The organism is Curtobacterium pusillum, from assembly GCF_013359865.1.
In the GTDB taxonomy this organism is placed as follows: Bacteria; Actinomycetota; Actinomycetes; order Actinomycetales; family Microbacteriaceae; genus Curtobacterium; species Curtobacterium pusillum.
This window is the reverse complement of record NZ_JABMCE010000063.1, coordinates 21,547-45,434: the sequence shown is the minus strand read 5'-3', so window position 1 is coordinate 45,434 and position 23,888 is coordinate 21,547. Positions and strand designations below refer to the sequence as shown.

Below are 23,888 nucleotides of genomic sequence, written 5' to 3'. Positions count from 1 at the left end.
TCACTTACCTGACTTTCCGGCCTTGCGGCGCACGATCTCGCCCGCGTAGCGGACACCCTTGCCCTTGTAGGGCTCGGGCTTGCGCAGCTTGCGGATGTTTGCAGCGACCTCGCCGACGGACTGCTTGTCGATGCCGTTGACGGTGACCTTGTTGTTGCCCTCGACGGCGAAGCTGATGCCCGCGGGCGGCTCGACCGTGATCGGGTGGGAGTAACCGAGCGCGAACTCGACGTTGTTGCCCTTCGCCTGCACGCGGTAACCGGTGCCGACGACCTCGAGGCCCTTGGAGTAGCCCTGGGTGACCCCGATGATGTTGTTCGCGATGAGGGTACGGGTCAGGCCGTGCAGCGCACGCGAGCTGCGCTCGTCGTCCGGACGGGTGACGAGGACCTGGTTCTCCTCGACCTTGGCCTGGATGGGCTCCGCGACGACGAGCGCGAGCTCGCCCTTCGGGCCCTTGACCGCGACGTTCTGGCCGTCGATGGAGACGGTCACGCCAGCGGGGATGTCAATGGGAAGACGTCCGATACGAGACATTGTCGATCACCACACGTAGGCGAGGACTTCCCCACCCACGCCCTTCTGCTCGGCTTCACGGTCGGTGAGCAGTCCCGACGAGGTCGAGAGGATCGCCACGCCGAGGCCACCGAGGACCTGGGGGATCTCCGTCGACTTCGCGTAGACCCGGAGACCGGGCTTCGAGACGCGCTTGATGCCGGCGATCGAACGCTCGCGCTCGGGGCCGTACTTCAGGTCGATCGTGAGGGTCTGCCCGACGCGGGCGTCCTCGATCTTCCACTCGCTGATGTAACCCTCACGCTTGAGGATCTCGGCGATGTTCTTCTTCAGCTTGGAGCTGGGAAGCGAGACGGCGTCGTGGTGCGCCGAGTTCGCGTTCCGCAATCTGGTCAGCATGTCTGCGACCGGATCGGTCATCGTCATGATGGTCGTCCATTCTTCGCCTGGTTTCGACACCCGTTCCACGAATGCCGACCTGAGCGATCGGGTGATCCTGGGGCGGTTCCCCTGGATCGGTGTGTTCGTGCGTGCGGGCCGGAGGACGTGAATCCTCCGGCCCGCACCGCCCGAAGTATCTTAGACCGTCTGCTCGGCAGAACGGAACGGGAACCCGAGCTGCTTGAGCAGCGCGCGGCCCTCGTCGTCCGACTTCGCGGTGGTCACGACGGTGATGTCGAAGCCACGCACGCGGTCGATGCGGTCCTGGTCGATCTCGTGGAACACGGACTGCTCCGTGAGACCGAAGGTGTAGTTGCCGTTCCCGTCGAACTGCTTGTCGCTGAGGCCGCGGAAGTCGCGGATGCGGGGCAGGGCGAGGGTGACGAGCCGGTCGATGAACTCCCAGGCGCGGTCGCCGCGGAGGGTGACGTGCGCACCGATGGCCTGGCCCTCGCGCAGCTTGAACTGCGCGATGGACTTGCGGGCCTTGGTGACCTGGGGCTTCTGACCCGTGATCGCCGTGAGGTCCTTGATGGCCCCCTCGATGATCTTCGAGTCACGAGCGGCCTCACCGACACCGGTGTTCACGACGACCTTGACCAGGCCGGGGACCTGGTTGACGTTCGCGTACCCGAACTGCTCGGTGAGGGCAGCCTTGATCTCGTTCTTGTACTTCTGCTTGAGGCGCGGCTCGACCTTGGTCGCCGGCGCGGCAGTCGTGTCGGTCATCAGAGCTTCTCACCCGACTTCTTGGCGTAGCGGACGCGGACGGTCTTCTTGACGCCGTCCTTCTCCACCTCTTCGTTGCGGAAGCCGACGCGGGTCGGCTTCTTGGTCTTCGGGTCGACGATGGCGACGTTCGACACGTGGATCGGAGCCTCGTGCTGCTCGATGCCGCCGGTCTTCGAACCGCGCTGGGTCTGGCCGACGCGGACGTGCTTCGTGACGAAGTTCACGCCCTCGACGACGACGCGCTCCTGGTCGCGGAGCACCTCGATGACCTTGCCCTGCTTGCCGCGGTCGCCGCCACGCTCCTGCGTGGCACCCGTGATGACCTCGACGAGGTCACCCTTCTTGATGTTCGCCATGGCTTACAGCACCTCCGGCGCGAGCGAGATGATCTTCATGAACTTCTTGTCACGGAGCTCGCGACCGACCGGACCGAAGATGCGCGTACCGCGCGGGTCGCCGTCGGCCTTGAGGATCACTGCCGCGTTCTCGTCGAACTTGATGTAGGAGCCGTCCTGACGACGGGTCTCCTTCTTGGTGCGAACGATGACCGCCTTGACGACGTCACCCTTCTTCACGTTGCCGCCGGGGATGGCGTCCTTCACCGTGGCGACGATGACGTCACCGAGACCGGCGTAGCGACGACCCGAGCCGCCGAGCACGCGGATGGTCAAGATCTCCTTGGCACCCGTGTTGTCGGCGACCTTGAGGCGGGATTCCTGCTGAATCACTGCTGTCTCCTATTCCGAAGCAGGCCGGGGCCTACTTGGCCTTCTCGAGGATCTCGACCAGGCGCCAGCGCTTCGAGGCGCTGAGGGGACGGGTCTCGCTGATCACGACGAGGTCGCCGACACCAGCGGTGCCGAGCTCGTCGTGGGCCTTCACCTTGGACGTGCGACGGATGATCTTGCCGTAGAGCGCGTGCTTCACGCGGTCCTCGACCTCGACCACGATGGTCTTGTCCATCTTGTCGCTCGTGACGTAGCCACGACGCGTCTTGCGGTAGCCGCGAGCGGAGGCGGCGGAGTTCTTCTCTTCGTTCGCCATCAGTTCTCCTCGGCGGTCTCGGCCTCGGTCGACTCGGCCGGCTTGTCAGCCTTCTTCGTCGTCTTCTTGGCCTTGGTGGCGGTCTCGACGGGCGCGGGGGTGGCACGGATGCCGAGCTCGCGCTCGCGGAGGACGGTGTAGATACGGGCGATGTCGCGCTTGACGGCACGGAGACGACCGTGGCTCTCCAGCTGGCCGGTGGCCGACTGGAAGCGGAGGTTGAAGAGTTCCTCCTTGGCCTTCTTCAGTTCGTCAGCAAGACGCTCGTTCTCGAACGTGTCGAGCTCCGTCGGACGGAGCTCCTTGGAACCGATCGCCATTATGCGTCGCCCTCCTCGCGCTTGATGATGCGTGCCTTGAGGGGCAGCTTGTGGATTGCGCGGGTCAACGCCTCGCGGGCGATGTCCTCGCTGACGCCGGAGAGCTCGAAGAGCACACGACCCGGCTTGACGTTGGCGACCCACCACTCGGGGGAACCCTTACCGGAACCCATGCGGGTCTCGGCCGGCTTCTTCGTGAGCGGACGGTCCGGGTAGATGTTGATCCACACCTTGCCGCCACGCTTGATGTGACGCGTCATGGCGATACGAGCGGACTCGATCTGACGGTTGGTCACGTAAGCCGGGGTGAGGGCCTGGATGCCGTAGTCACCGAACGACACCTTGGTGCCGCCGGTGGCCTGGCCCGAGCGCTTCGGGTGGTGCTGCTTGCGGTGCTTGACTCGACGGGGAATAAGCATGGTTACGCCTCAACTCCTGCGCCGGCCGGCGCGTCCTGCGGGGCCTGCTGCTGACGGCCACCACGGTCGCCGCCACGGCGGTCGCCGCGCTCGCCACGGGGGCCGCCACGACGCTCCGGACGCGACGAACGCTGGTTCGCCTGCTCGCGAGCGAGCTCCTTGTTCGTGATGTCGCCCTTGTAGATCCAGACCTTCACGCCGATGCGGCCGAACGTGGTCCGGGCCTCGTAGAAGCCGTAGTCGATGTTCGCGCGGAGCGTGTGCAGGGGCACGCGGCCCTCGCGGTAGAACTCCGAGCGCGACATCTCGGCGCCGCCGAGACGACCCAACACCTGGATGCGGACACCCTTGGCGCCGGCGCGCTGTGCACCCTGCAGGCCCTTGCGCATGGCGCGACGGAACGCGACACGAGCGGAGAGCTGCTCGGCGATGCCCTGCGCGACGAGCTGGGCCTCGGTCTCGGGGTTCTTGACCTCGAGGATGTTGAGCTGGATCTGCTTCTTGGTGAGCTTCTCGAGCTCGCCACGGACACGCTCCGCCTCGGCGCCACGGCGACCGATGACGATGCCCGGACGCGCGGTGTGGATGTCCACGCGGACACGGTCACGGGTGCGCTCGAGCTCGATGCGGGCGACGCCGGCGCGGTCGAGGGTCTTCTTCAGGTACTCGCGCACCTTGATGTCCTCGGCCACGTAGTCGGCGTAGCGCTGACCCGGCTTCGTGCTGTCGGTGAACCAGTGCGAGACGTGGTCCGTCGTGATCCCGAGACGGAAGCCGTACGGGTTGACCTTCTGGCCCATTACTTGCTCGCCTTCTTGCTCGTCGCGGCAGCCTCGACCTCATCCGGCGTCGCGAGGACGACCGTGATGTGGCTGGTGCGCTTGTTGATGCGGAAGGCGCGGCCCTGGGCGCGCGGCTGGAACCGCTTCAGGGTCGTGCCTTCGTCGACGAAGACGCGGCTCACGTAGAGGTCGCGCTCGTCGAGGAAGCTGTTCGTCGAGTCCGCCTTCACCCGGGCGTTCGCGATCGCCGAGGCGACCAGCTTGTACACGGGCTCCGAAGCGCCCTGCGGGGCGAACTTCAGGATGGCGAGGGCCTCGTGGGCCTGCTTGCCGCGGATCAGCTCGATGACGCGACGGGCCTTCTGAGGCGTGACGCGGATGTGTCGCACGCGTGCGATCGACTCCACCATTTCGTTCCTCCTCTGCGTCGCCGCCTTAGCGGCGACGGCCCTTCTTGTCGTCCTTCACGTGACCACGGAAGGTGCGGGTCGGCGCGAACTCGCCGAGCTTGTGACCGACCATCGACTCGGTGACGAACACCGGGATGTGCTTGCGGCCGTCGTGCACGGCGATCGTGTGCCCGAGCATGTTCGGGATGATCATCGAGCGACGCGACCAGGTACGGATCACGTTCTTGGTGTTGGCCTCGTTCTGCGTGACGACCTTGCGGAGCAGGTGCTCGTCGACGAAGGGGCCCTTCTTCAGACTGCGTGGCATCTTCTGAACTCCTACTTGCGCTTCTTGCCGGCGTTACGGCGACGGACGATGAGCTTGTCGCTCGGCTTGTTCGGCTTGCGCGTGCGACCCTCGGCCTGACCCCACGGGCTGACCGGGTGACGACCACCGGAGGTCTTGCCCTCACCACCACCGTGCGGGTGGTCGACCGGGTTCATCGCGACACCACGCACGGTCGGGCGGACGCCCTTCCAGCGCATGCGGCCGGCCTTGCCCCAGTTGATGTTCGACTGCTCGGCGTTGCCGACCTCACCGATCGTGGCGCGGCAGCGTGCGTCGACGTTGCGGACCTCGCCCGACGGCAGACGGAGCTGCGCGTAGGGGCCGTCCTTGGCGACGAGACGCACCGAGGCGCCGGCCGAGCGGGCCATCTTCGCGCCGCCGCCGGGGCGGAGCTCGATCGCGTGCACGACGGTACCCACGGGGATGTTGCGCAGCGGCAGGTTGTTGCCCGGCTTGATGTCGGCGCCGGGGCCCTGCTCGATGACGTCGCCCTGCTTGAGCTTGTTCGGCGCGATGATGTAGCGCTTCGTGCCGTCCACGTAGTGCAGGAGCGCGATGCGCGCCGTGCGGTTCGGGTCGTACTCGATGTGTGCGACCTTGGCGTCCACGCCGTCCTTGTCGTGGCGACGGAAGTCGATCACGCGGTACTGGCGCTTGTGGCCACCACCGATGTGGCGGGTGGTGATGCGGCCCGAGCTGTTGCGGCCACCGGTCTTCGGCAGCGGACGAAGCAGCGACTTCTCCGGCGTCGAACGGGTGATCTCAGCGAAGTCGGCGACCGACGAGCCGCGACGACCGGGGGTCGTCGGCTTGTAGTTACGAATAGCCATGATTTATCCCTCTGGTCCTCAGCCGACAGCCGTGAAGATGTCGATCGAACCGGACTTGAGCGTCACGATGGCGCGCTTGGTGTCCTTGCGCTTGCCCATGCCGAAACGCGTACGACGGGTCTTGCCCGGACGGTTCAGCGTGTTGATGCTCGCGACCTTGACGTCGAAGATCTTCTCGATGGCGAGCTTGATCTCGGTCTTGTTCGAACGGGGGTCCACGATGAACGTGTACTTGCCCTGGTCGATCAGGCCGTAGCTCTTCTCCGAGACGACCGGCGAGATGATGATGTCGCGCGGGTCCTTGTTGAAGCCGCTCATGCGGAGATCTCCTTCGCGGTCTTCGACGCGATGAAGGCGTCGAGTGCGCTCTTGCTGAAGACGAGCGCGTCGGCACGGAGCACGTCGTAGGCGTTGAGCTGGCCGTACGAGAGCGCGTGGACGTTCGGCAGGTTGCGGATCGACTTGAGCGTGAGCTCGTCGTCCTGCTCGAGCACGACGAGCACGTTCTTGACGGGCGCGACCTTCTCGATGAGCGTGCGGGCGGTCTTGGTCGACGGCACCTCGGCCGCGACGAAGCCCTCCACAGCGGAGATGCGGCCACCGCGGGCGCGGTCCGAGAGCGAGCCGAGCAGAGCAGCGGCGATCATCTTCTTCGGGGTGCGCTGCGAGTAGTCGCGCGGGGTCGGTCCGTGGACGACGCCACCGCCGGTGTGCTCCGGAGCGCGGACCGAACCCTGACGGGAGCGGCCGGTGCCCTTCTGCTTGAACGGCTTGCGACCGGCACCGCGGACCTCGCCGCGGTTCATGGTCTTGTGGGTGCCCTGACGCGCGGCTGCGAGCTGCGCGGTGACGACCTGGTGGATCAGCGGGACGTTGGTCTCGACGTCGAAGATCGCTGCGGGGAGCTCGACGGTGCCGGACTTGGTACCCGATGCGTCGAGGACGTCGATCGTGGTTGCGGTCGTGGTGGCCATGATCACTTACCCTTCACGGCGGTGCGGACGAAGACGGAGCGACCGCGGGCACCGGGGACCGCGCCCTTGACGAGCAGCAGACCCTTCTCGGCGTCGACGGCGTGCACCGTGAGGTTGAGGACGGTCACGCGCTCGCCACCCATGCGACCGGCCATGCGCATGCCCTTGAAGACACGCGACGGGGTCGACGAAGCACCGATCGAACCGGGCTTGCGGTGGTTGCGGTGGGCACCGTGCGAAGCGGACACACCGGCGAAGCCGTGGCGCTTCATGACACCGGCGAAGCCCTTGCCCTTCGACGTCCCGACGACGTCGACCTTCTGGCCGGCCTCGAAGGTGTCGACGGTGAGCTCCTGACCGAGCGTGTACTCGGCGGAGTCGTTGGTGCGGATCTCGGTGAGGGTCCGGCGCGGGGTGACCCCGGCGGCCTCGAAGTGGCCGGCGGCCGGCTTGTTGACCTTGCGCGGGTCGATGGCACCGGCGGCGATCTGGATCGCCTCGTAGCCGTCGCGCTCCACGTTGCGGATCTGGGTGACCACGTTCGGGCCGACCTCGATCACGGTCACGGGGATGAACTTGTTGTTCTCGTCCCACACCTGGGTCATCCCGAGCTTCTTGCCGAGGAGGCCCTTGACGGTCTTGGTTGAGTTCGCCATCAGTCCAGCCCCCTTACAGCTTGATCTCGATGTTGACGTCGGCCGGGAGGTCGAGTCGCATGAGCGAGTCGACGGCCTTCGGCGTCGGGTCGACGATGTCGATGACCCGCTTGTGCGTGCGCTTCTCGAAGTGCTCGCGCGAGTCCTTGTACTTGTGGGGAGAACGGATCACGGTGACCACGTTCTTCTCGGTGGGGAGCGGCACCGGGCCGACCACGGTCGCACCGGCACGGGTCACCGTGTCGACGATCTTCCGGGCCGACGTGTCGATGACCTCGTGGTCGTACGACTTGAGCCGGATGCGGATCTTCTGTCCCGCCATGTGTCTCTTTGTCCTCTCTGCGCCGCGCACCCTTCCGAGCCGCCTGACGCCGCCGTCACCGTGCATTCCTGCAGGGCTTGGCTGTTTTCTGCGAACCAACCGGCCGCATCCTCTGGGGATGACCGCTGTTCTCCTGTCAACCGCGCGGGGCGACCTGGGCCGTCCAGCGTGGGCATGTCGTCTCCCGCGCGCTCCGCGCACAGCAGTGCTCTCGGCGTTTGGTGGGGAGTCGAACGTGTTCTGCTGCCTGCGGCCCAACCCAGCTCCGCTGGACGGAGGGGTTGTGCACTGCCAGAGCAGTGATCCTGCGCACGCGAACGCGCACGGAATTCGGAACCGGACAAGTCTCGCATAGGCACGGCATCCGTGCAACCCGGGCGTGTCGCGATTTGCGGGCGTGTCGGGATCGGCCCGCTTCCCCGGATCCACGGGGATCCGCGGCCTGGAGGCGCGGCTCGGCCCTGACACGCGGCATGCCCTCCGGAGACGGTCCGGAGGGCATGTCGGCGGTGTTCGGCGAAGGGCTACTCGGCGGCCACCGGGGGCACGAACCACGGCGGGAAGACCGCGACGCGGGGCGCGTGTCCGCCGTGGTCCTTGAGGACCGCCTTGACCGTCTGGCGGACGCGGTCGTTGGGCACGCCGATCACCGCGACGGCGGAGAACGGCACGCTCGGCCCGGCGAGCAGCTCGAGGCTGTGCATCTCCGGGTCGGTGAAGTCCGTGCGGCGGATGAGGTTGGTCGCGGCGTCCGGCCCGACGGCGAACCGGACGTCCTCGGCTTCGGCGTCCTGGTCGGCGACGATGACCGACGCGCCGAAGGCCGACACCGGCACGACGAGCATGATGTACTCCGTCGCCCGGGTCCGCCGAGCGGCGTCGGACCAGCGCTCGCCCTCCGCGCCGGTGCGGAGCTCGTCCCAGCGGGTGGCGTCCGGCGACAGGGTGAACGGCACGTGCGCGGCCACCGGGGACCCGTCCGGGGCGGTGGCCTCGGCGCGGGCGGCACGGACGGACGCCGAGGCGACGTCGACCACCGGGGTGACCGCGTCGGACGCGAGGATCGCGCCGGAGCCCACGATGTCGTCGAGGTTGTCCACGTGGGTGACGTGGTGCGCCCGGAGCGACGCGAAGTCGCGCGCCTCGGGCAGGTCGGGCACCGGGGAACGCAGCGAGGACGCCGGGGCGGCGGCCTGGCCGGGGACGGTCCGGAGCGAGGTGGTGATCCGGGTGCGGCGCGGGGCCGGCGTGGTGGGGGTCTCGGCCGCCTCGCGCTGGCGCGGGGCGCAGATGTCGCAGAGCTCGGTGGGGAATCCGTGGATGCACTCGTCAGTCACGACTGGTGGGGGTCCTTCCGTGCCCGTGTGGGGGTGATCGGGCACGAGGTCCAACGGTACGTCATCCCGGCCCCTTCCCGGTCACTGTCGGTAGAGCAGTGCGCGGACCTCGGACTCGGCCGCGTGCGTGCGGTCCGGGTCGATGGTCTCGCCGTGGTCGTAGGCGTCGAGCAGTCGCGGGTCGATGTAGCTCTGCCGGCAGACGGTCGGGGTGTTGCCGAGTTCCTCGCTGGCGACCTGCACCGCGTGGGACACCGCCTTCTTCCGCTTCGCCTGCGACGACTGCGGGCCGGTCCTCGCGAGGTCGACGGCCGCGGCGACGGTGCCGTGCAGCGTCCGGAAGTCCTTCGCGGTGAACTCGTCCCCCGCGCGCTCCTTGACGTACTCGTTGATGTCCTCGGCGGAGAGCGGCTCCCACTCGGCGCCCCGGCGCTCCCGGAACGAGAGCAGGCGGGCGTTGGGTCCGCGCCGCTTCATGCCGGCGATGACGGTGGCGAGGTCCGGGTCGTGGATCGACGAGGACCACTCCTGCCCGCTCTTCCCGGGGAAGTCGAGCTCGATGTCGTCCCCGGACACGTGGGCGTGCGCGCAGAGCAGCGTCGAGAGCCCGCGGCTGCCGTGCTCGGTGGCGTACCGCTCGGATCCGACCCGCAACGAGCCCTGGTCGAGCATCCGGAACGCCGCGGCGAGCGCACGCTGCCGGTCCGGTTCCGGTCGGCGGAGGTCCTGCGTGACCATCCGCCGGGCGACCGGGAGCGACTCGGCGAGGGCGAGGGCGCGGTCGTACTTGATGCGGTCCATCCGCTCGCGCCACCCCGGGTGGTACATGTACTGCCGACGGCCGGCGCCGTCGATGCCCGTCGCGAGGATGTGGCCGTTGTCGTACGGCGAGATCCAGACGTCGTCCCAGGCGGGCGGGATGACGAGGCCCTCGAGGCGCTGCCGCTCCTCCGGGTCGGTGACGGTGTTGCCCTCCGGGTCACGGTACGAGAAGCCGCGTCCGCTGCGGACGCGGTGGTAGCCGCGACCGTTGGTCGCGGAGCGGCGGAGACGTGTCACGGTCTCGATGCAACTCGCCACCGCCTGTGACCTGACCAGGCACGGACTGGAGGCGCGGTGCACGTCCCGGCGTCGCCGTCGTTCACGCTCACCGACGTCAGACCCGCCGGCAGGCGGCCGGTGACCACCACGGGAACGGGACCCGGGTCCTCGGTCGGGCCCTCGTTCCTGACCGTGACCGTGTACCCGACCGTCTTGCCGCGGACCAGCTGACCCGTGTGCGTCTTCGTGACCGCCAGGCTCGACGCGGGGTCGACGGCGAGCTCGTCCGCTGCGTCGTTGTCGGCGAGCGTCGTCTCGGTCGTGCTCGTCGCGACGGACGTGGCCGGCTGCACGCCCGGGTAGGCGGCCGCCGGCGGCGTCTGGTGCACCGTGGTGGTGCCGTCGTCGTTCTTCGTGACAGTGGTGACGGTGCAGGCCTGGTCGGCCTCCGTCGAGACGTACGTCAGGCCCTTCGGCAGCGTGTACGTCGCGGTGACGCCCGCGGCGTCGGAGAGCCCTGCGTTCCGGCGGCCGATCATGATCGCGACGTTCGACGTCGAGGGGCTCGTGGCGGCTGGTCGTCCTTCCCTGTCGGCGGGTTCGAGCCCTGGCCGGTGACCACGTGGTGCGCGACCGAACCGACGTCTCACATGTACGACCGCGCCCGCCCGGCGCGATGCCGGACGGGCGCGGTGCGTGGCGGTCCGCTCAGGCGCCGATGGTGCCGTTGTTCCCGATCTTGTCGTCGAGGTTCTGGGCGGCCTTGTCGATCTGCTCGTCGAACTTGCCGGCCGTGACCTTCTTGATGCCGTCGGCGAGGCCGTGGATGATCTTGTCGGAGACGTCCTCGGCCCGGTCGCTCTTGAGCGCGTCCTCGATCTTGTCCCTGTTCTCGTCGACGAACGCTTTCGCCCGGTCGGTGACCTCGTCCGCCTTGGCTGACACGTTCTTCTGGATGCCGTCGAAGTCGGCCATGCTGCCTCCTGTCCGGCCGGACGAACCGGCCGCTCGATGGCCGGACTGCCCGGCCGCTTGGCGACATGCTGCGCCGGGACCGGCGATCTGTCCACAGAACGCGAGGAACCTGACGCGGAACGGTAGCGGCCGCGCGCCCGCGCGACCGCGACCAACGAAAAGCGGGGCCGGGCCCGAAGGCCCGACCCCGCTCACACGCAGGTAACCGGAGTTACTTGACGATCTCCTCGACCGTACCGGCGCCGACCGTACGACCACCCTCACGGATGGCGAAACGGAGACCCGGCTCCATGGCGATCGGCTGGATGAGCTCGACGGCCATCGAAACGGTGTCGCCGGGCATGACCATCTCGGTGCCCTCGGGCAGCGTGATGACGCCGGTGACGTCCGTGGTGCGGAAGTAGAACTGCGGGCGGTAGTTCGCGTAGAACGGGTTGTGACGCCCACCCTCGTCCTTGGTCAGGATGTACGCGTTCGCCTTGAACTCGGTGTGCGGCGTGACCGAACCCGGCTTCACGACGACCTGGCCGCGCTCCACGTCCTCGCGCTTGAGGCCGCGGATGAGCAGACCGGTGTTGTCACCGGCCTCCGCCTTGTCGAGCAGCTTGCGGAACATCTCGATGCCCGTGACCGTGGTCTTCTGCGTCGGGCGGATGCCGACGATCTCGACCTCGGAGTTGAGGTCGAGCGTGCCACGCTCGACACGACCGGTGACGACGGTGCCACGACCGGTGATCGTGAAGACGTCCTCGATCGGCATGAGGAACGGCTGGTCGGTGGCGCGCACCGGGTCCGGGACGTTCTCGTCGACGGCAGCCATCAGGTCCTGGACGGACTTGACCCACTTCTCGTCGCCCTCGAGCGCCTTGAGCGCCGAGACCTGCACGACGGGGGCGTCCTCGTCGAACTCCTGCGAGCCGAGGAGCTCACGGACCTCGAGCTCGACGAGCTCCAGGATCTCCTCGTCGTCCACCATGTCGGACTTGTTCAGCGCGACGACGATGTAGGGGACGCCGACCTGGCGGGCGAGCAGCACGTGCTCACGCGTCTGGGGCATCGGGCCGTCGGTGGCGGCGACCACGAGGATCGCGCCGTCCATCTGCGCCGCACCCGTGATCATGTTCTTCACGTAGTCGGCGTGGCCCGGAGCGTCGACGTGCGCGTAGTGGCGCTTCTCGGTCTGGTACTCGACGTGCGAGATGTTGATCGTGATGCCGCGCTCGCGCTCCTCCGGAGCGTTGTCGATCTGCGCGAAGTCACGGGCCTCGTTGAGGTCCGGGTACTGGTCGTGCAGAACCTTGGTGATCGCCGCCGTGAGCGTGGTCTTGCCGTGGTCGACGTGACCGATGGTTCCGATGTTGACGTGCGGCTTGGTCCGCTCGAACTTGGCCTTGGCCACTGTGGGTCCTCCTCAGGACTCGGAGAGCATGCCCCCGGTTGATGAACCGTTGGCGTGCAGGGTGTGTGTCTTTACTTTACTTGGTGGCGAGGGGCCCGTCGCCGGGCACCCTCGCCTGTGGAGAAACGCTGGAGCGTTACTCCCCCGTGTTCTTCGCGATGATCTCCTCGGCGACCTTGGCCGGGACCTGGCTGTAGGTCTCGAAGGTCATCGAGTAGACCGCACGACCAGAGGTCTTCGACCGCAGGTCGCCGACGTAGCCGAACATCTCGGACAGCGGCACGCTCGCGCGGACCACCTTGACGCCCGAGGCGTCCTCCATCGAGGCGATCTGGCCGCGACGGGAGTTCAGGTCGCCGATGACGTCGCCCATGTACTCCTCCGGAGTACGGACCTCGACGGCCATGATCGGCTCGAGGATCGCCGGACCGGCCTTGCGGGCCGCTTCCTTGTAGGCGATCGAACCGGCGATCTTGAAGGCCATCTCGGACGAGTCGACGTCGTGCGCCGCGCCGTCCTTGAGGGTGGCTTTCACACCGACGGTCGGGTACCCGGCGAGGACGCCGACCTGCATGGCGTCCTGGATGCCGGCGTCGACCGACGGGATGTACTCACGCGGGACGCGACCACCGGTCACGGCGTTCACGAACTCGTAGACCTTCTCGGCCGTGACTTCCATCGGCTCGAGGGCGATCTGCACCTTCGCGAACTGGCCGGAACCACCGGTCTGCTTCTTGTGCGTGTAGTCGTAGCGCTCGACGGTCTTGGTGAGCGTCTCGCGGTAGGCCACCTGGGGCTTGCCGACCGACGCCTCGACCTTGAACTCGCGCTTCATGCGGTCGACGAGGATGTCGAGGTGGAGCTCGCCCATGCCCTTGATCGTCGTCTGACCGGTCTCGGCGTTGAGCTCGACGCGGAACGTCGGGTCCTCTTCGGCGAGCTTCTGGATGGCCGTGGAGAGCTTCTCCTGGTCGGCCTTCGTGTTCGGCTCGATCGCGACCTCGATGACCGGCTCGGGGAACGTCATCGACTCGAGGACGACCTGGTTCGCCGGGTCGCACAGGGTGTCACCGGTGGTGGTGTCCTTGAGGCCGATCACGGCGTAGATGTGACCGGCGGTCACGCTGTCGACCGGGTTCTCCTTGTTGGAGTGCATCTGGAAGATCTTGCCGATGCGCTCCTTCTTGCCCTTGGTCGAGTTGATGACCTGTGCGCCGGACTCGATCGAGCCCGAGTACACGCGGACGTAGGTGAGGCGACCGAAGAAGGGGTGCACCGCGACCTTGAACGCGAGGGCCGAGAACGGCTCCGACGCGTCGGGCTTGCGGATGATCTCCTTCTCCTCGTCCTTGACGTCGTGGCCGATCATCGGCGGGACGTCGAGCGGGGACGGGAGGTACGCGACGACGGCGTCGAGCATCGGCTGGACACCGCGGTTCTTGAAGGCCGAGCCACAGAGGATCGGGTAGACCTCGGACGCGATCGTCAGCTTGCGGATGCCGGCCTTGATCTCGTCGATCGTGAGCTCTTCGCCACCGAAGAACTTCTCGAGCAGCGCGTCGTCGGACTCCGCAACCCGCTCGATGAGCTTCTGGCGGTACTCGTCGGCGCGCGCCACGATGCCGGGCTCGAGGTTCTCGACCTCGGCGATCTCACGCGTCTCGTAGGAGGCGCCCATCGTGACGTCGCCCTTGGCGTCGCCCGGCCACACCTTGGCCTTCATCTCGACGAGGTCGACGATGCCGGTGAAGTCGTTCTCGGAACCGATCGGGAGCTGGATGACCAGCGGCTCCGCGCCGAGGCGGTTGATGATCGTGTCGACGGTGAAGTAGAAGTCCGCGCCGAGCTTGTCCATCTTGTTCACGAAGCAGATGCGCGGGACGTCGTACTTGTCCGCCTGACGCCACACGGTCTCGGACTGGGGCTCGACGCCCTCCTTGCCGTCGAAGACGGCGACCGCACCGTCGAGGACGCGGAGCGAGCGCTCCACCTCGACCGTGAAGTCCACGTGACCGGGGGTGTCGATGATGTTGATCTGGTTGTTGTCCCAGAAGCACGTCGTCGCGGCCGACGTGATCGTGATGCCGCGCTCCTGCTCCTGCGCCATCCAGTCCATCGTCGAAGCGCCGTCGTGCGTCTCGCCGATCTTGTGGTTGATGCCCGTGTAGAACAGGATGCGCTCGGTCGTCGTGGTCTTGCCGGCATCGATGTGCGCCATGATGCCGATGTTGCGGACCTTGTTCAGGTCAGTGAGCACGTCCTGTGCCACAGGTTCCTCCGGAAGAGTAGTAGGAGAGGTTGGCGTCCGATCGGGCGCCGGGGTTCGAGACCGCCGACGCCCGATCAGTGCCGGTGACTACCAGCGGTAGTGGGCGAAGGCCTTGTTCGACTCGGCCATCTTGTGCGTGTCCTCGCGGCGCTTGACCGCGGCACCGAGACCGTTCGACGCGTCGAGGATCTCGTTCATGAGACGCTCGGTCATCGTCTTCTCGCGACGGGCCTTGGCGTAGGAGGTCAGCCAGCGGAGCGCGAGGGTGTTCGCGCGGTGCGGCTTGACCTCGACCGGGACCTGGTAGGTCGAGCCACCGACGCGGCGGCTGCGGACCTCAAGGGTCGGACGGACGTTGTCGAGCGCCTTCTTGAGCGTCGCGACGGCGTCCTGCTGGTTCTTGGCGGAAACGCCCTCGAGTGCACCGTAGACGATGCGCTCGGCGAGGCCCTTCTTGCCGTCCAGCAGGATCTTGTTCACGAGCTGGCTGACGATCGGTGCGCCGTAGACCGGGTCTGCGACGACGGGACGCTTGGGGGCGGGACCCTTACGAGGCATTGGCTCAACCCTTCTTCGCGCCGTAGCGGCTACGCGCCTGCTTACGGTTCTTCACGGCCTGCGTGTCGAGCGCACCGCGGATGATCTTGTAGCGGACACCGGGGAGGTCCTTCACACGACCGCCGCGCACGAGCACCATCGAGTGCTCCTGGAGGTTGTGGCCCTCACCGGGGATGTAGGCCGTGACCTCGGTGCCGTTCGAGAGCTTGACACGAGCGACCTTGCGCAGTGCCGAGTTCGGCTTCTTCGGGGTGGTGGTGTAGACGCGGGTGCACACACCACGCTGCTGGGGGTTCGCCTTCAGGGCGGGCGCCTTGGTCTTGGTGACCTTCGGCGTACGACCCTTGCGAACCAGCTGCTGAATAGTAGGCAACTGTTCTCCTGGTTCTTCGCTCGTGCTCTCCGGCCGGCGCGGACCGCCGGCTTCCTCGTCCCACGCTGATCACCGCCTGACGGCGGCGACGAGAGGGGGACGGAGTCCGGTCGACCGTCGGTCGGACCGGATTTTTCGGGCGCGCCCGAGGGCGCACACCCGGAAGAGACTACCCGCGTAACCTCGCGAAATCAATCCGGGCGCGTCGCCCTGGAGGCCCGTGGCGACCGCCGTGGGCGAACAGCCGTCCACAGCGTGGTCGCGCTCGGCGCGGGGCGCACCGCCGGACCGCGCCGAGCAGGTTCGCGCCGGCGCACGGACGCGCGCGCACCGCGACCGCCGGACGGACGAGGCGGGCCCGCACCGCGCCTCCAGGCCGGGCCGGGTCGGCCACCCTCACACGTGGCGCGGCGTCAGGAACCGGTGTCCGACGAACCGTTGCCGACCGCCGACCGGAACGTCGCCCCCGTGTCCGTGAAGCCCGTGATGTACCCACTCGCGTTGACGTTCATCGGACCGGCCGAGGCCGTGCCGACGCCGCCCGGGCCGGAGATGTCGGCGGTGAACGTCGCACGTCCGAACGAGGTCGTCGTGACCAGCCACCCGCTCGACGACCAGTCACCGACCGACACCGACGGGCGGGCGTCGAGCGTCCACTTCTGGTTCGTGTACGTGTACGCGGAGTCCTCGCCGTAGGCGTAGAAGCTGCACCCCTGCGGAGCCGCATCGGTCGAGGCGATGCAGGCGTCGACCCAGGCGTTCACCGCGTCCTTCGCCGACTGCTCCCCCGCGGCGGTGAGCGTCGTCGTCATCGACACCGGACTCGATGCCGTGCCGCCGAACCCGGAGACCGTCGCCGTCGTCGCGTCCGCCGTGAACCACTTGCCGCCGTCGAGGGCGACGTCATACGTGCCGGGGAGTGCCGTCAGCGTCGCCGTGCCATCCTTCGACGTCGTGACACCCTGCCCGCCGACCGACAGCTTCGCGCCCGCCGGACCACGCACGCTCACGTCGACCGCGCCGAGCCGCGGTGCCTCGAGCTCCCACACCGGGAACACCCCCCACTCGCTACCCGTCCTGTCGAGCGTGAACGTCGAGGAGACGTCGCGTCCGCCCTGCCGCAGGTACGCGGTGACCGTCGCGGTGTCACCGTCATCGCGCGTCGCGGCGATCCGGTACCCCGTGACGCGGTCCTTCGCCTTGGCGTACGCGGCGTCCGTCAGCAGCACGTCGCCCTTGTCGTGGTCGATGCCGGCAGCCCGCAGCGCGTCCGCGACCTTGCCCGCCGTCAGGTCGTCGAGGAACGCGCGGACCGGCCGGTCCGCCGAGTGCGTCGTCGTGCCGACCGAGTAGCCGACGACGCCGGCGACGATGAGGAGCACCACCGCGGCACCACCGGCGATGACGCCGACGAGCGGACCGCGACGGAGCTTCCGACGTGGTCGCGCGGGTGCCTGCGCCGCCGTCTGCACGGGCGCGCCGAGTTCGCCGCTGATCGAGCCCACGTCGGGGACGGAACCCCATCCGTCGGCCTGGTGCTGGTCGGTCATCGGTCCCCCGTCGTGCGATGTGTCGTGCCCCCGGATCCTACCGCCGAGCACCGTCATCGCCGGGGGCCGTCGGGGTGCTCCTCGGCGGCCGCCCGACCCTGGCCTGGTGACGCGCCATCGCGATCCCGCCGACCACGCAGAGCAGCGCCACGACGACCGAACCGACCACGAACGGACCGAGCGCGTAGCCCGCCGGGAACACCAGCAGCTCGGTGAGCTCCCCGCGGATCAGGCTGTAGCCGACCGCCCCGACACCGAGCATGACCAGGTACGCCGTGGCCGCCGCGACGAGGCCCGTGACGCCGGGGTTGCCCTCGCGCGCGCCGACACCCGTGGCGAGGAACACGACCACCGCACCGCCGAGCACCATCGCGGGGCCGAGGTACGGGGTCGCGTCGGGCTGTGAGATGACCTCGACGTCCGCGAGGAGGGCCTCGAAGCCCGTGACCGCGATCACGAGCGCGATGAAGAGGATCGACGTCATCGTCGCGATCAGCCACCGGGACATGCGGTGATCGTATCGCTGGCGGGTCAGACGATGGCGGTGTCCGTGCGCCGCGGCTCGTCCTGCTGGTGCCGCCGCGCTTGCTGGTCCTGGTGGTGCTGCGCGTGCTGGTGCTGCTGGTCCTGCTGGTGCTGCGCCTGCTGCTCCTGGGCTGCGGCCACGAGCGCGAGCGCGATGGTCGCGGTGATGACCGGGAGGGACTCGGTCATCGGTGCGGCTGCGGTGGGCGCGTCGGTCGCGGTGGGCGCGTACGCGGTGGTCGCATCCGTCGTCGCGGTCGCATCCGTCGTCGCGGTCGCATCCGTCGTCGCGGTCGCGTCCGTTCCTGCCTGGAGGCGCGGCTCGGCTTCCGGCTGCTCCGTCACCTCCGGCTCGTGGTCGCGCAGCGCCGGGCCGATGATCGGCAGGACCGCCGTCGTCGCCGGCGGCTCGGTGTGGAGCACCTGCTGCTCCGCGGCCGGCGCACCGCGCTTCGCCGCGCGACGGGCCTTCGCCATCTTGACGAGCACGACGACCGCGACGATCGCCCAGATGCCGTTCACGATGGTCGACGGGATGGCGTGGTGCGCCGCGACGTTGATCGCGACGGCGAGCCCGCCGACGAGGTTGAACACCTGGTACACGGGACCGTTAGGGAGCTTGCCCATCGAGAACAGCAGGTAACCAGCAAGCACCGTTACCGCTCCGAACCAACCGAGGAACTCCACGATTCCAGTCAACACGCGCGACTCCGGGCACGACGATGAGCGGCCGTTTCGAGCGGCCGTTCGAGAGAGGGACGAGCAGCCGCGAGCGCGGCGTCAGGAGCATCGTAAGCACATCGGGGGACGTCGCGGAAGATGGCTCGGCGTGGCGTGTTGCACCCCATTCGGTGGGGGTGACCGGGCGGGGTGGATCAGCCGTCGGTCGCGGTGGCTGAGACCTCGTCCGCGAGCACGTAGATCGATCCGCTGAAGGTCCACGAGGGACTGTCGGCACCGCTCGCCGAGTCGGCCGAACCGGTGCTCGCCATCGACGAGGAGATGGAGTCGATGAGGAAGAGCCGGGGGTTCGACTGCACGCCCTTGACGAACGCCAGGGCCTGGGGGAACTCGCCGTTCACCGAGACGGACACCGGGATCACGGAGAAGTTCGCCGCGGTGATGCTGCTGTTCGTCGTCGTCTCGGGGGCTGCCGGGGTGGACGCGCTCGCACTCGCGCTCGGCGTCGGGGTGGCCGTGGCACTCCCGCTGTCGGTGGCGCTCGATGCCGAGCCCGATGTCGTCGCCGCCGGCGGCGTGTACGCGGCCGCGTCACCCACGGTGATCGTGGCGACCTTCACACCCGTCGTGTCGGCGGTCGCATTGAGCTGACTGATGAACGAGGAGGCTGCCGCCGAGGACGGCACCGACGCCCGGAGCGCGGCGAGTTCCGCACGCATCTTGGAGAGCGACTTCGCCTGCTCGCGCAGTCGAGCAATCTCCGTCCTCGTGGTCTGGTTCCCGGAGCTGATGCTCTGCGCGTCGGCTTTGGCCGTCTCAGCGCGGTCGAGCTGCGGCTGCACGCCGAGGAAGAACCCGCCCGCCGCGACGGCAAGCGCGGCGATGCCGGCGAGGAAGAGCATCAGGCGGTTGCGGCTCATGACTTGCCCTTCCCGTCGTACTTGCCGTCGTAGACGTCCTCGTCGAGGTGGATCGTCATGTCCACCGTGTAGACGTTCGTCGAGGTGTCGAGGGTCACCGAGTTCGCGTTCGCGTCGACGAAGCCCGGGAGGTTCTTCACCGAGTCGAGCCAGGTCGGCACGGACGGCAGCGTGGGGCTCGCGGCGTCGATCGTCAGGGTGGCGACACGTTGACCCTGAAGCGGGCTCGTCGCCTGCGCGTAGGCCTCGAGCGGCGTCGCGGAGTCGATCTGCACGCCGGTGATCGTCACGCCCCCCGGAAGCGACGTCTGCACGCGCTGGAGCGTGGCCTGCCAGTCGATCTCCGTCGAGCCGCCGACGGACTGGGCCGCACGGAGCAGTTCTGATTGCGTCTCGGCGCTGCGAACGTCCCGGTACTGCTGCTGCTGAACCTGGAGTGAGTCGGTCTCCTGCCGAGCCTGGGACAGCTTGGAGTCGGCCTGCATGGCGGCGGCGGAGGCGAGCACGGTCGCGGCGCCCACGGCGACCGCGACGACCACGACGCCCAGCCAGGCGCGCCGCACGCCGGCACGCTGACGGCGATCGACGAGCACCTCGGTCGGAAGGAGATCGACGCGGGGCACACCACCGATGTCGAGCGCCTGCGTGGCACCGCGCCCTTGGCGCTTCGTGCGCTGGGCGCTGTCCGCCGCGATGCGCACGGCATGCGAGTCGCCACCGCGGCGGCGCTGCTTCGAGGGTTCGAGGAGTTTCGTCATGCTGCACTGCTCCCGGTTGCGAGTCCCCAGGCCACCGCGACGGCGAGGCCGCGATCGGCGAGGTCCTCCCGGCGGATCGAACGCGTCGTGGCGGCGTTCGAGAAGGCGTCGCCGATGTGGACGGGGATCCCCGTCTGCGACTGGAGCGCCTCCGGGAACCCGGGCAGCTGCGCGCCCCCACCTGCGAGCACGATGCTCGTCACCGCTGCGTCCGGGCGCGTGCTGACGAAGTAGTTCACGGTGTTCCGCAGGCTCGTCAGAAGTTCGTTGCTGAGGTCGCGGACGGTCGATGCTGCGCGGAGGTCGTCCGGGGTCTGCGCCCGGGCGCCGAGGCCGATCCAGCGCTTCACGGCCTCGGCTTGCTCGACGGGGATGTCGAGCGCCACGGCGAGCGCACCGGTGAGGTCGTCGCCGCCGGTGGGCACGATGCGGACGAACTGCGGGACACCATCCGTCGCGATAACCACGGTGGTGGTATTCGCGCCGACCTCCGCGAGCGCGTGGGTCCCCGGGAACCGGGCCTCCGGCAGGTAGACCCTCGTGAGCGCGAACGGGATGAGGTCGACGCCGACCGGGTTGAGGCCCGCGAGCTGCACGGCTCGGACGTTCGCGAGCACGGCGTCCTTGATCGCCGCGATCAGCAGACCGTGTACGACGGGTCCTTCCGGACCGACGGACTCCGAGACGGGGTAGAAGTCGAGGATCGCGTCAACGACCGGCACCGGAAGCATGTCCTGCACCTGGAACGGCAACGACTCGCGGATCTGCGCGAGGGGGGCCTTCGGGACGGTGAGGTCGCGGGAGAGCACGCGCTGGTTTCCCATGCCGAGGACGACGTCCCTCGACCGGAACCGACCGACGCGCCACAGCTCCTTCAGGCTCGCGGCGATCGTGTTCGGCTCGAGGACCTCACCGCGCTTCGTCGCGCCCACCGGCAGCGGGACCTCGGCCACGCGCTGGATCACCGGCTCGGGCTTGTTCGGGTTCGCGACCTCGACACCGCGGATCGTCTCACCGCCGATGTCGATGCCGACGACGCTCTTCGCCATGTGCGTGGTCCTTCCTCAGGCCAGTCCGATGATCCGCAGGTACCCGTCGAGCAGGGACTGGCCGGAGAACACACCGAGCCAGGCACCGCCGAGCATCCAGGGGCCGAACGGGATGCCGGAGCCGCGTCGTGCACGTCCGACCACCATGAGGCCGATGGCGAAGGTACCGCCGAGTACGAAGGCGCCGAAAGCTCCCACTGCGAGGGGTCCCCATCCGAGGTACGCGAGCACGAGGCCGAGCACGCCAGCGAGCTTGACGTCACCGAGACCCATCCCACCGGGCACCACGAGCGCCAGCAGGAGGTATACCCCGCCGAGCACGACGAGCCCGACACCGGCGCGCAGCAGCGACCCCCAGTCTCCGCTGAGGGCGCTCGTCGCGAGGAGCAGCGCCGCGAGGACCGGGTAGGCGGGCAGGACGATTGCGTTCGGGAGGCGGTGCACGTCCAGGTCGATGAGCGTGAGCGCGACCGAGATCGACATCAGGTAGAGCATCGCGACCAGCTCGATCGTCGCGACCGCGGCACTCCGGCCGTCCCGGGCGGCGGCGAGCGCCGGGCCGAACCGCACGACGACGAGCGCGAACAGGGCCGCGGTGGCGAGCTCCACGAGGGGGTACCTCGCTGAGATGGGAGCGGTGCAGTCGCGGCACCGTCCACCCAGCAGAGCCCAGGAGAGCACGGGGACGTTGTCGCGTGCCCGGATTGCGTGTCCGCAGCGGGGGCACGCGCTCGCCGGTGCGACGACGGAGAGACCCGCCGGCACGCGGTACACGACGACGTTGAGGAACGACCCGACCGCGAGCCCCATGACCGTTGCGAACCCGGTGATCACCAGCGCCGCGGTCATCGTGGGTTCCCGTTCGCGTCGTAGGCGGCCTTCACTTCGATCTGCGATGTGACCTTGTACGTCGTGATGACCGGCTGCGGGAAGAACGGTGGCGTGTAGCTCGCCAGGCTGGAGTCGTAGCCGTACGCCTTGATGAACCCGTTGCTGCCCTGGCCGACGGCGCCGCGGTAGCGCTGCGCGATCGAGCCGTTCACCGTCAGCGTCCCGCGAGCGCCTCCGGTCGAGTAGTTCTGCACGGTGAACGTCCCCTGGTTGGAGAGGATCGCTGCTTCGATCTTGCGGTTCTTCGTCGAGAAGAGCGGCGACCCGTTGTACATCGGGTTCCAGACGAGGACGGCCTCCTGCCCGACGAGCCCGAGCACGGTCGACGACGCACGCGGCTTCGCGTACGTGAGATCGCCGGTGATGTAGACGTAGTTCTCGGCGTCCAGCGTCATCGACTGGTCGACCGCCCCGGAGACGAAGAGGTCCCCGTTGCCGCATCCGTAGGCGACCGAGAAGTCGAACGACTGCTGTCGGCCGTACCGGTCGGTGCTGGACTTCAACGGGTTCGACTCGGTGTAGGTCTGCCGGTAGTACCCGGACCCGGTCGTCCAGGTGTACGGGAACCCGAGCCCGTTGTCGCTGACGCTCGCGCTCTTCATGCACGCCGACGGCGCGTCGGAGTGTCTCGGGTACTTCGACCAGTAGTAGTTCGGGTTGGTCGACGCCCCCGAACCCGCGGAGGCCGGTTCGTCCTGCACGTAGATGAGGTTGTTCGCCAGCAGACTCGTCTTGACCTTCGCCCCGGCGCCCTGGAGTTCCGAGATCTTGCCGCACTTGTCCTCGGCGTTGTAGCCGTACGGGGACGTCTTCTGGAGGTTCGTGTAGATCGTCAGCGGCGAGCGGATGGTCATGTACCCGTCACCGGTGAACGTGATCTGCGTCGGTCCGGTGTACAGGCAGCCGGTTCCCGGCGTCGTGTCGGTGATCGTCGGGTCGTCCTTGTACATCCGCTCACGGCCGGCGCTGATCGTGGACGGCGGCGTGTACGAGCTGACGACCTCGGGCTGGTAGCCGTCGTAGTACTGGAACGACGGCGTCTTCGCCGGGCTGCACGCCCGGTTGCTCGCTCCCTGAGCGGACTGCACCGTGCTCTTGAACGTGCCGCCGCAGATGAGCAGCATGTCGTTCGAACGGACCGGTCCGCTCAGGACGTCGCCGTCCTGGAACTGGATCTTCGTGCACGCGTTGTCGCCGTTCGAGGGGCGGGCGTCGAAGTCGGCGTTCTGGTAGACGTTCGTGCAGTCCTCGCCGGTGACCGCCGGGTCGCCGGACTCGTAGTCGGTCCAGTACAGGTAGTTCGAGAAGCCGTCGGGCTTCACGTTCGCGACGAGCGTCCTGGTGGTGTTCCCGGCCCTGCCCGTGACCTGTACGCGAACGATGCCCTGCTGCCCGTAGATGCTCTTGTCGACCGCGTACCGGTAGGACGTCGTCCCGGCCGAGCCCGTGGAGTCAGGCACGGCGACCCAGCGCGTGAAGGCCGGATTGGTCGCGTACCCACCGGGGAACGTGTCCCCGGCGCTGAAGGCAGCACGTGCGTCGCCGTACTTCGTCGCGTAGGTGTTGTCCGCGTTGACCCGCGACTGGTAGTCCGCGAGGCCGGCGTAGGCAGCGGCCATGGCGTTCGCGTAGTCACGATCCGACGTGGTCTTCGTCGCGCCCGACGTCGCGATTCCGACCATCGTCGCCGCGAGGATCATCACGACCATGCCGATGCCGAGCACCGCGGCGAGCGCGACACCGCGGTCATCGTCGTGTGAGCGGATGAAGTGGAGGATGCGGCGCACG

At 68.2% G+C, this 23,888-nt stretch carries 32 protein-coding genes; all 32 read right to left on the bottom strand.

Features of this window, described 5'->3' with window-relative positions; genetic code table 11:
• The 32 genes from rplF to HP507_RS05965 all read right to left on the bottom strand — a co-directional run bounded on the left by rplF (position 1) and on the right by HP507_RS05965 (position 23,887).
• Positions 1–537, bottom strand: a complete 537-nt coding sequence (gene rplF / locus HP507_RS06120) for a 50S ribosomal protein L6 (RefSeq protein ID WP_175350944.1) — start codon at positions 535–537, stop codon at positions 1–3.
• 6 nt (positions 538–543) lie between these two features.
• Complete coding sequence (rpsH, locus tag HP507_RS06115) at positions 544–942, bottom strand: 30S ribosomal protein S8 (protein ID WP_058725384.1); 399 nt, start codon at positions 940–942, stop codon at positions 544–546.
• A gap of 153 nt (positions 943–1,095) precedes the next feature.
• On the bottom strand, positions 1,096–1,686 hold the full coding sequence (gene rplE / locus HP507_RS06110; protein WP_144711476.1) for a 50S ribosomal protein L5: 591 nt from the start codon (positions 1,684–1,686) through the stop codon (positions 1,096–1,098).
• Positions 1,686–2,045: a 50S ribosomal protein L24 gene (rplX, locus tag HP507_RS06105; protein ID WP_175350943.1), complete on the bottom strand. Its 360-nt coding sequence runs from the start codon at positions 2,043–2,045 to the stop codon at positions 1,686–1,688. Before rplX ends, rplE begins: the two co-directional genes overlap by 1 nt.
• Before the next feature lie 3 nt (positions 2,046–2,048).
• Positions 2,049–2,417 carry a 50S ribosomal protein L14 gene (gene rplN / locus HP507_RS06100; RefSeq protein ID WP_017885523.1) on the bottom strand — a complete coding sequence of 123 codons (369 nt, stop codon included), beginning with the start codon at positions 2,415–2,417 and terminating at the stop codon, positions 2,049–2,051.
• Positions 2,418–2,448: 31 nt separating this feature from the next.
• On the bottom strand, positions 2,449–2,733 hold the full coding sequence (rpsQ, locus tag HP507_RS06095; protein WP_111116943.1) for a 30S ribosomal protein S17: 285 nt from the start codon (positions 2,731–2,733) through the stop codon (positions 2,449–2,451).
• A complete protein-coding gene (gene rpmC, locus HP507_RS18155; protein ID WP_022903278.1) occupies positions 2,733–3,053 on the bottom strand; it encodes a 50S ribosomal protein L29 in 321 nt (106 codons plus the stop codon). The genes rpsQ and rpmC overlap by 1 nt, the downstream gene beginning before the upstream one ends.
• The gene (rplP, locus tag HP507_RS06085; protein WP_065960031.1) at positions 3,053–3,472 is read right to left on the bottom strand and encodes a 50S ribosomal protein L16; all 420 of its coding nucleotides are present in this window, start codon (positions 3,470–3,472) and stop codon (positions 3,053–3,055) included. The genes rpmC and rplP overlap by 1 nt, the downstream gene beginning before the upstream one ends.
• A gap of 2 nt (positions 3,473–3,474) precedes the next feature.
• Positions 3,475–4,272: a 30S ribosomal protein S3 gene (gene rpsC, locus HP507_RS06080; RefSeq protein ID WP_175350942.1), complete on the bottom strand. Its 798-nt coding sequence runs from the start codon at positions 4,270–4,272 to the stop codon at positions 3,475–3,477.
• Positions 4,272–4,664 (bottom strand): 50S ribosomal protein L22, encoded by a 393-nt coding sequence (gene rplV / locus HP507_RS06075; RefSeq protein ID WP_022906344.1) that lies wholly within the window; start codon positions 4,662–4,664, stop codon positions 4,272–4,274. Before rplV ends, rpsC begins: the two co-directional genes overlap by 1 nt.
• Before the next feature lie 25 nt (positions 4,665–4,689).
• Positions 4,690–4,971: a 30S ribosomal protein S19 gene (gene rpsS, locus HP507_RS06070; RefSeq protein WP_022906343.1), complete on the bottom strand. Its 282-nt coding sequence runs from the start codon at positions 4,969–4,971 to the stop codon at positions 4,690–4,692.
• Positions 4,972–4,982: 11 nt separating this feature from the next.
• Entirely contained in the window at positions 4,983–5,822 is an 840-nt protein-coding gene (gene rplB / locus HP507_RS06065) for a 50S ribosomal protein L2 (protein WP_022906342.1), read from the bottom strand.
• 18 nt (positions 5,823–5,840) lie between these two features.
• A complete protein-coding gene (rplW, locus tag HP507_RS06060; RefSeq protein ID WP_022903283.1) occupies positions 5,841–6,140 on the bottom strand; it encodes a 50S ribosomal protein L23 in 300 nt (99 codons plus the stop codon).
• The gene (rplD, locus tag HP507_RS06055) at positions 6,137–6,796 is read right to left on the bottom strand and encodes a 50S ribosomal protein L4 (protein ID WP_175350941.1); all 660 of its coding nucleotides are present in this window, start codon (positions 6,794–6,796) and stop codon (positions 6,137–6,139) included. Before rplD ends, rplW begins: the two co-directional genes overlap by 4 nt.
• A 2-nt stretch (positions 6,797–6,798) precedes the next feature.
• Positions 6,799–7,452 carry a 50S ribosomal protein L3 gene (gene rplC, locus HP507_RS06050; RefSeq protein ID WP_022903285.1) on the bottom strand — a complete coding sequence of 218 codons (654 nt, stop codon included), beginning with the start codon at positions 7,450–7,452 and terminating at the stop codon, positions 6,799–6,801.
• Between the two features lie 13 nt (positions 7,453–7,465).
• Entirely contained in the window at positions 7,466–7,774 is a 309-nt protein-coding gene (gene rpsJ / locus HP507_RS06045; RefSeq protein WP_022903286.1) for a 30S ribosomal protein S10, read from the bottom strand.
• Between the two features lie 524 nt (positions 7,775–8,298).
• The gene (locus HP507_RS06040) at positions 8,299–9,111 is read right to left on the bottom strand and encodes a DarT ssDNA thymidine ADP-ribosyltransferase family protein (RefSeq protein WP_175350940.1); all 813 of its coding nucleotides are present in this window, start codon (positions 9,109–9,111) and stop codon (positions 8,299–8,301) included.
• An 81-nt stretch (positions 9,112–9,192) separates the two neighbouring features.
• On the bottom strand, positions 9,193–10,170 hold the full coding sequence (locus HP507_RS06035; protein WP_175350939.1) for a DNA topoisomerase IB: 978 nt from the start codon (positions 10,168–10,170) through the stop codon (positions 9,193–9,195).
• Entirely contained in the window at positions 10,167–10,691 is a 525-nt protein-coding gene (locus HP507_RS06030; protein ID WP_175350938.1) for a DUF11 domain-containing protein, read from the bottom strand. Before HP507_RS06030 ends, HP507_RS06035 begins: the two co-directional genes overlap by 4 nt.
• Positions 10,692–10,860: 169 nt before the next feature.
• Positions 10,861–11,127: an antitoxin gene (locus HP507_RS06025; protein ID WP_175350937.1), complete on the bottom strand. Its 267-nt coding sequence runs from the start codon at positions 11,125–11,127 to the stop codon at positions 10,861–10,863.
• A 211-nt stretch (positions 11,128–11,338) separates the two neighbouring features.
• Positions 11,339–12,526: an elongation factor Tu gene (gene tuf / locus HP507_RS06020; protein ID WP_175350936.1), complete on the bottom strand. Its 1,188-nt coding sequence runs from the start codon at positions 12,524–12,526 to the stop codon at positions 11,339–11,341.
• Positions 12,527–12,662: 136 nt separating this feature from the next.
• Entirely contained in the window at positions 12,663–14,795 is a 2,133-nt protein-coding gene (gene fusA, locus HP507_RS06015) for an elongation factor G (protein ID WP_175350935.1), read from the bottom strand.
• 87 nt (positions 14,796–14,882) lie between these two features.
• Positions 14,883–15,353 (bottom strand): 30S ribosomal protein S7, encoded by a 471-nt coding sequence (rpsG, locus tag HP507_RS06010; protein ID WP_022903294.1) that lies wholly within the window; start codon positions 15,351–15,353, stop codon positions 14,883–14,885.
• Between the two features lie 4 nt (positions 15,354–15,357).
• Complete coding sequence (gene rpsL, locus HP507_RS06005) at positions 15,358–15,726, bottom strand: 30S ribosomal protein S12 (protein WP_017885540.1); 369 nt, start codon at positions 15,724–15,726, stop codon at positions 15,358–15,360.
• A gap of 413 nt (positions 15,727–16,139) precedes the next feature.
• Positions 16,140–17,276, bottom strand: coding sequence for a hypothetical protein (locus HP507_RS06000; protein ID WP_175350934.1), 1,137 nt, complete (start codon positions 17,274–17,276; stop codon positions 16,140–16,142).
• 37 nt (positions 17,277–17,313) lie between these two features.
• Positions 17,314–17,784 (bottom strand): DUF6121 family protein, encoded by a 471-nt coding sequence (locus HP507_RS05995; RefSeq protein WP_175350933.1) that lies wholly within the window; start codon positions 17,782–17,784, stop codon positions 17,314–17,316.
• A 23-nt stretch (positions 17,785–17,807) separates the two neighbouring features.
• A complete protein-coding gene (locus tag HP507_RS05990) occupies positions 17,808–18,488 on the bottom strand; it encodes a CBU_0592 family membrane protein (RefSeq protein WP_175350932.1) in 681 nt (226 codons plus the stop codon).
• A gap of 188 nt (positions 18,489–18,676) precedes the next feature.
• Positions 18,677–19,402 carry a hypothetical protein gene (locus tag HP507_RS05985; protein WP_175350931.1) on the bottom strand — a complete coding sequence of 242 codons (726 nt, stop codon included), beginning with the start codon at positions 19,400–19,402 and terminating at the stop codon, positions 18,677–18,679.
• On the bottom strand, positions 19,399–20,160 hold the full coding sequence (locus HP507_RS05980) for a hypothetical protein (protein WP_175350930.1): 762 nt from the start codon (positions 20,158–20,160) through the stop codon (positions 19,399–19,401). The genes HP507_RS05985 and HP507_RS05980 overlap by 4 nt, the downstream gene beginning before the upstream one ends.
• A complete protein-coding gene (pilM, locus tag HP507_RS05975; RefSeq protein ID WP_175350929.1) occupies positions 20,157–21,209 on the bottom strand; it encodes a type IV pilus assembly protein PilM in 1,053 nt (350 codons plus the stop codon). Before pilM ends, HP507_RS05980 begins: the two co-directional genes overlap by 4 nt.
• 15 nt (positions 21,210–21,224) lie before the next feature.
• On the bottom strand, positions 21,225–22,058 hold the full coding sequence (locus tag HP507_RS05970) for a prepilin peptidase (protein WP_175350928.1): 834 nt from the start codon (positions 22,056–22,058) through the stop codon (positions 21,225–21,227).
• Entirely contained in the window at positions 22,055–23,887 is a 1,833-nt protein-coding gene (locus HP507_RS05965) for a hypothetical protein (RefSeq protein WP_175350927.1), read from the bottom strand. Before HP507_RS05965 ends, HP507_RS05970 begins: the two co-directional genes overlap by 4 nt.
• Position 23,888: the final 1 nt, after the last annotated feature.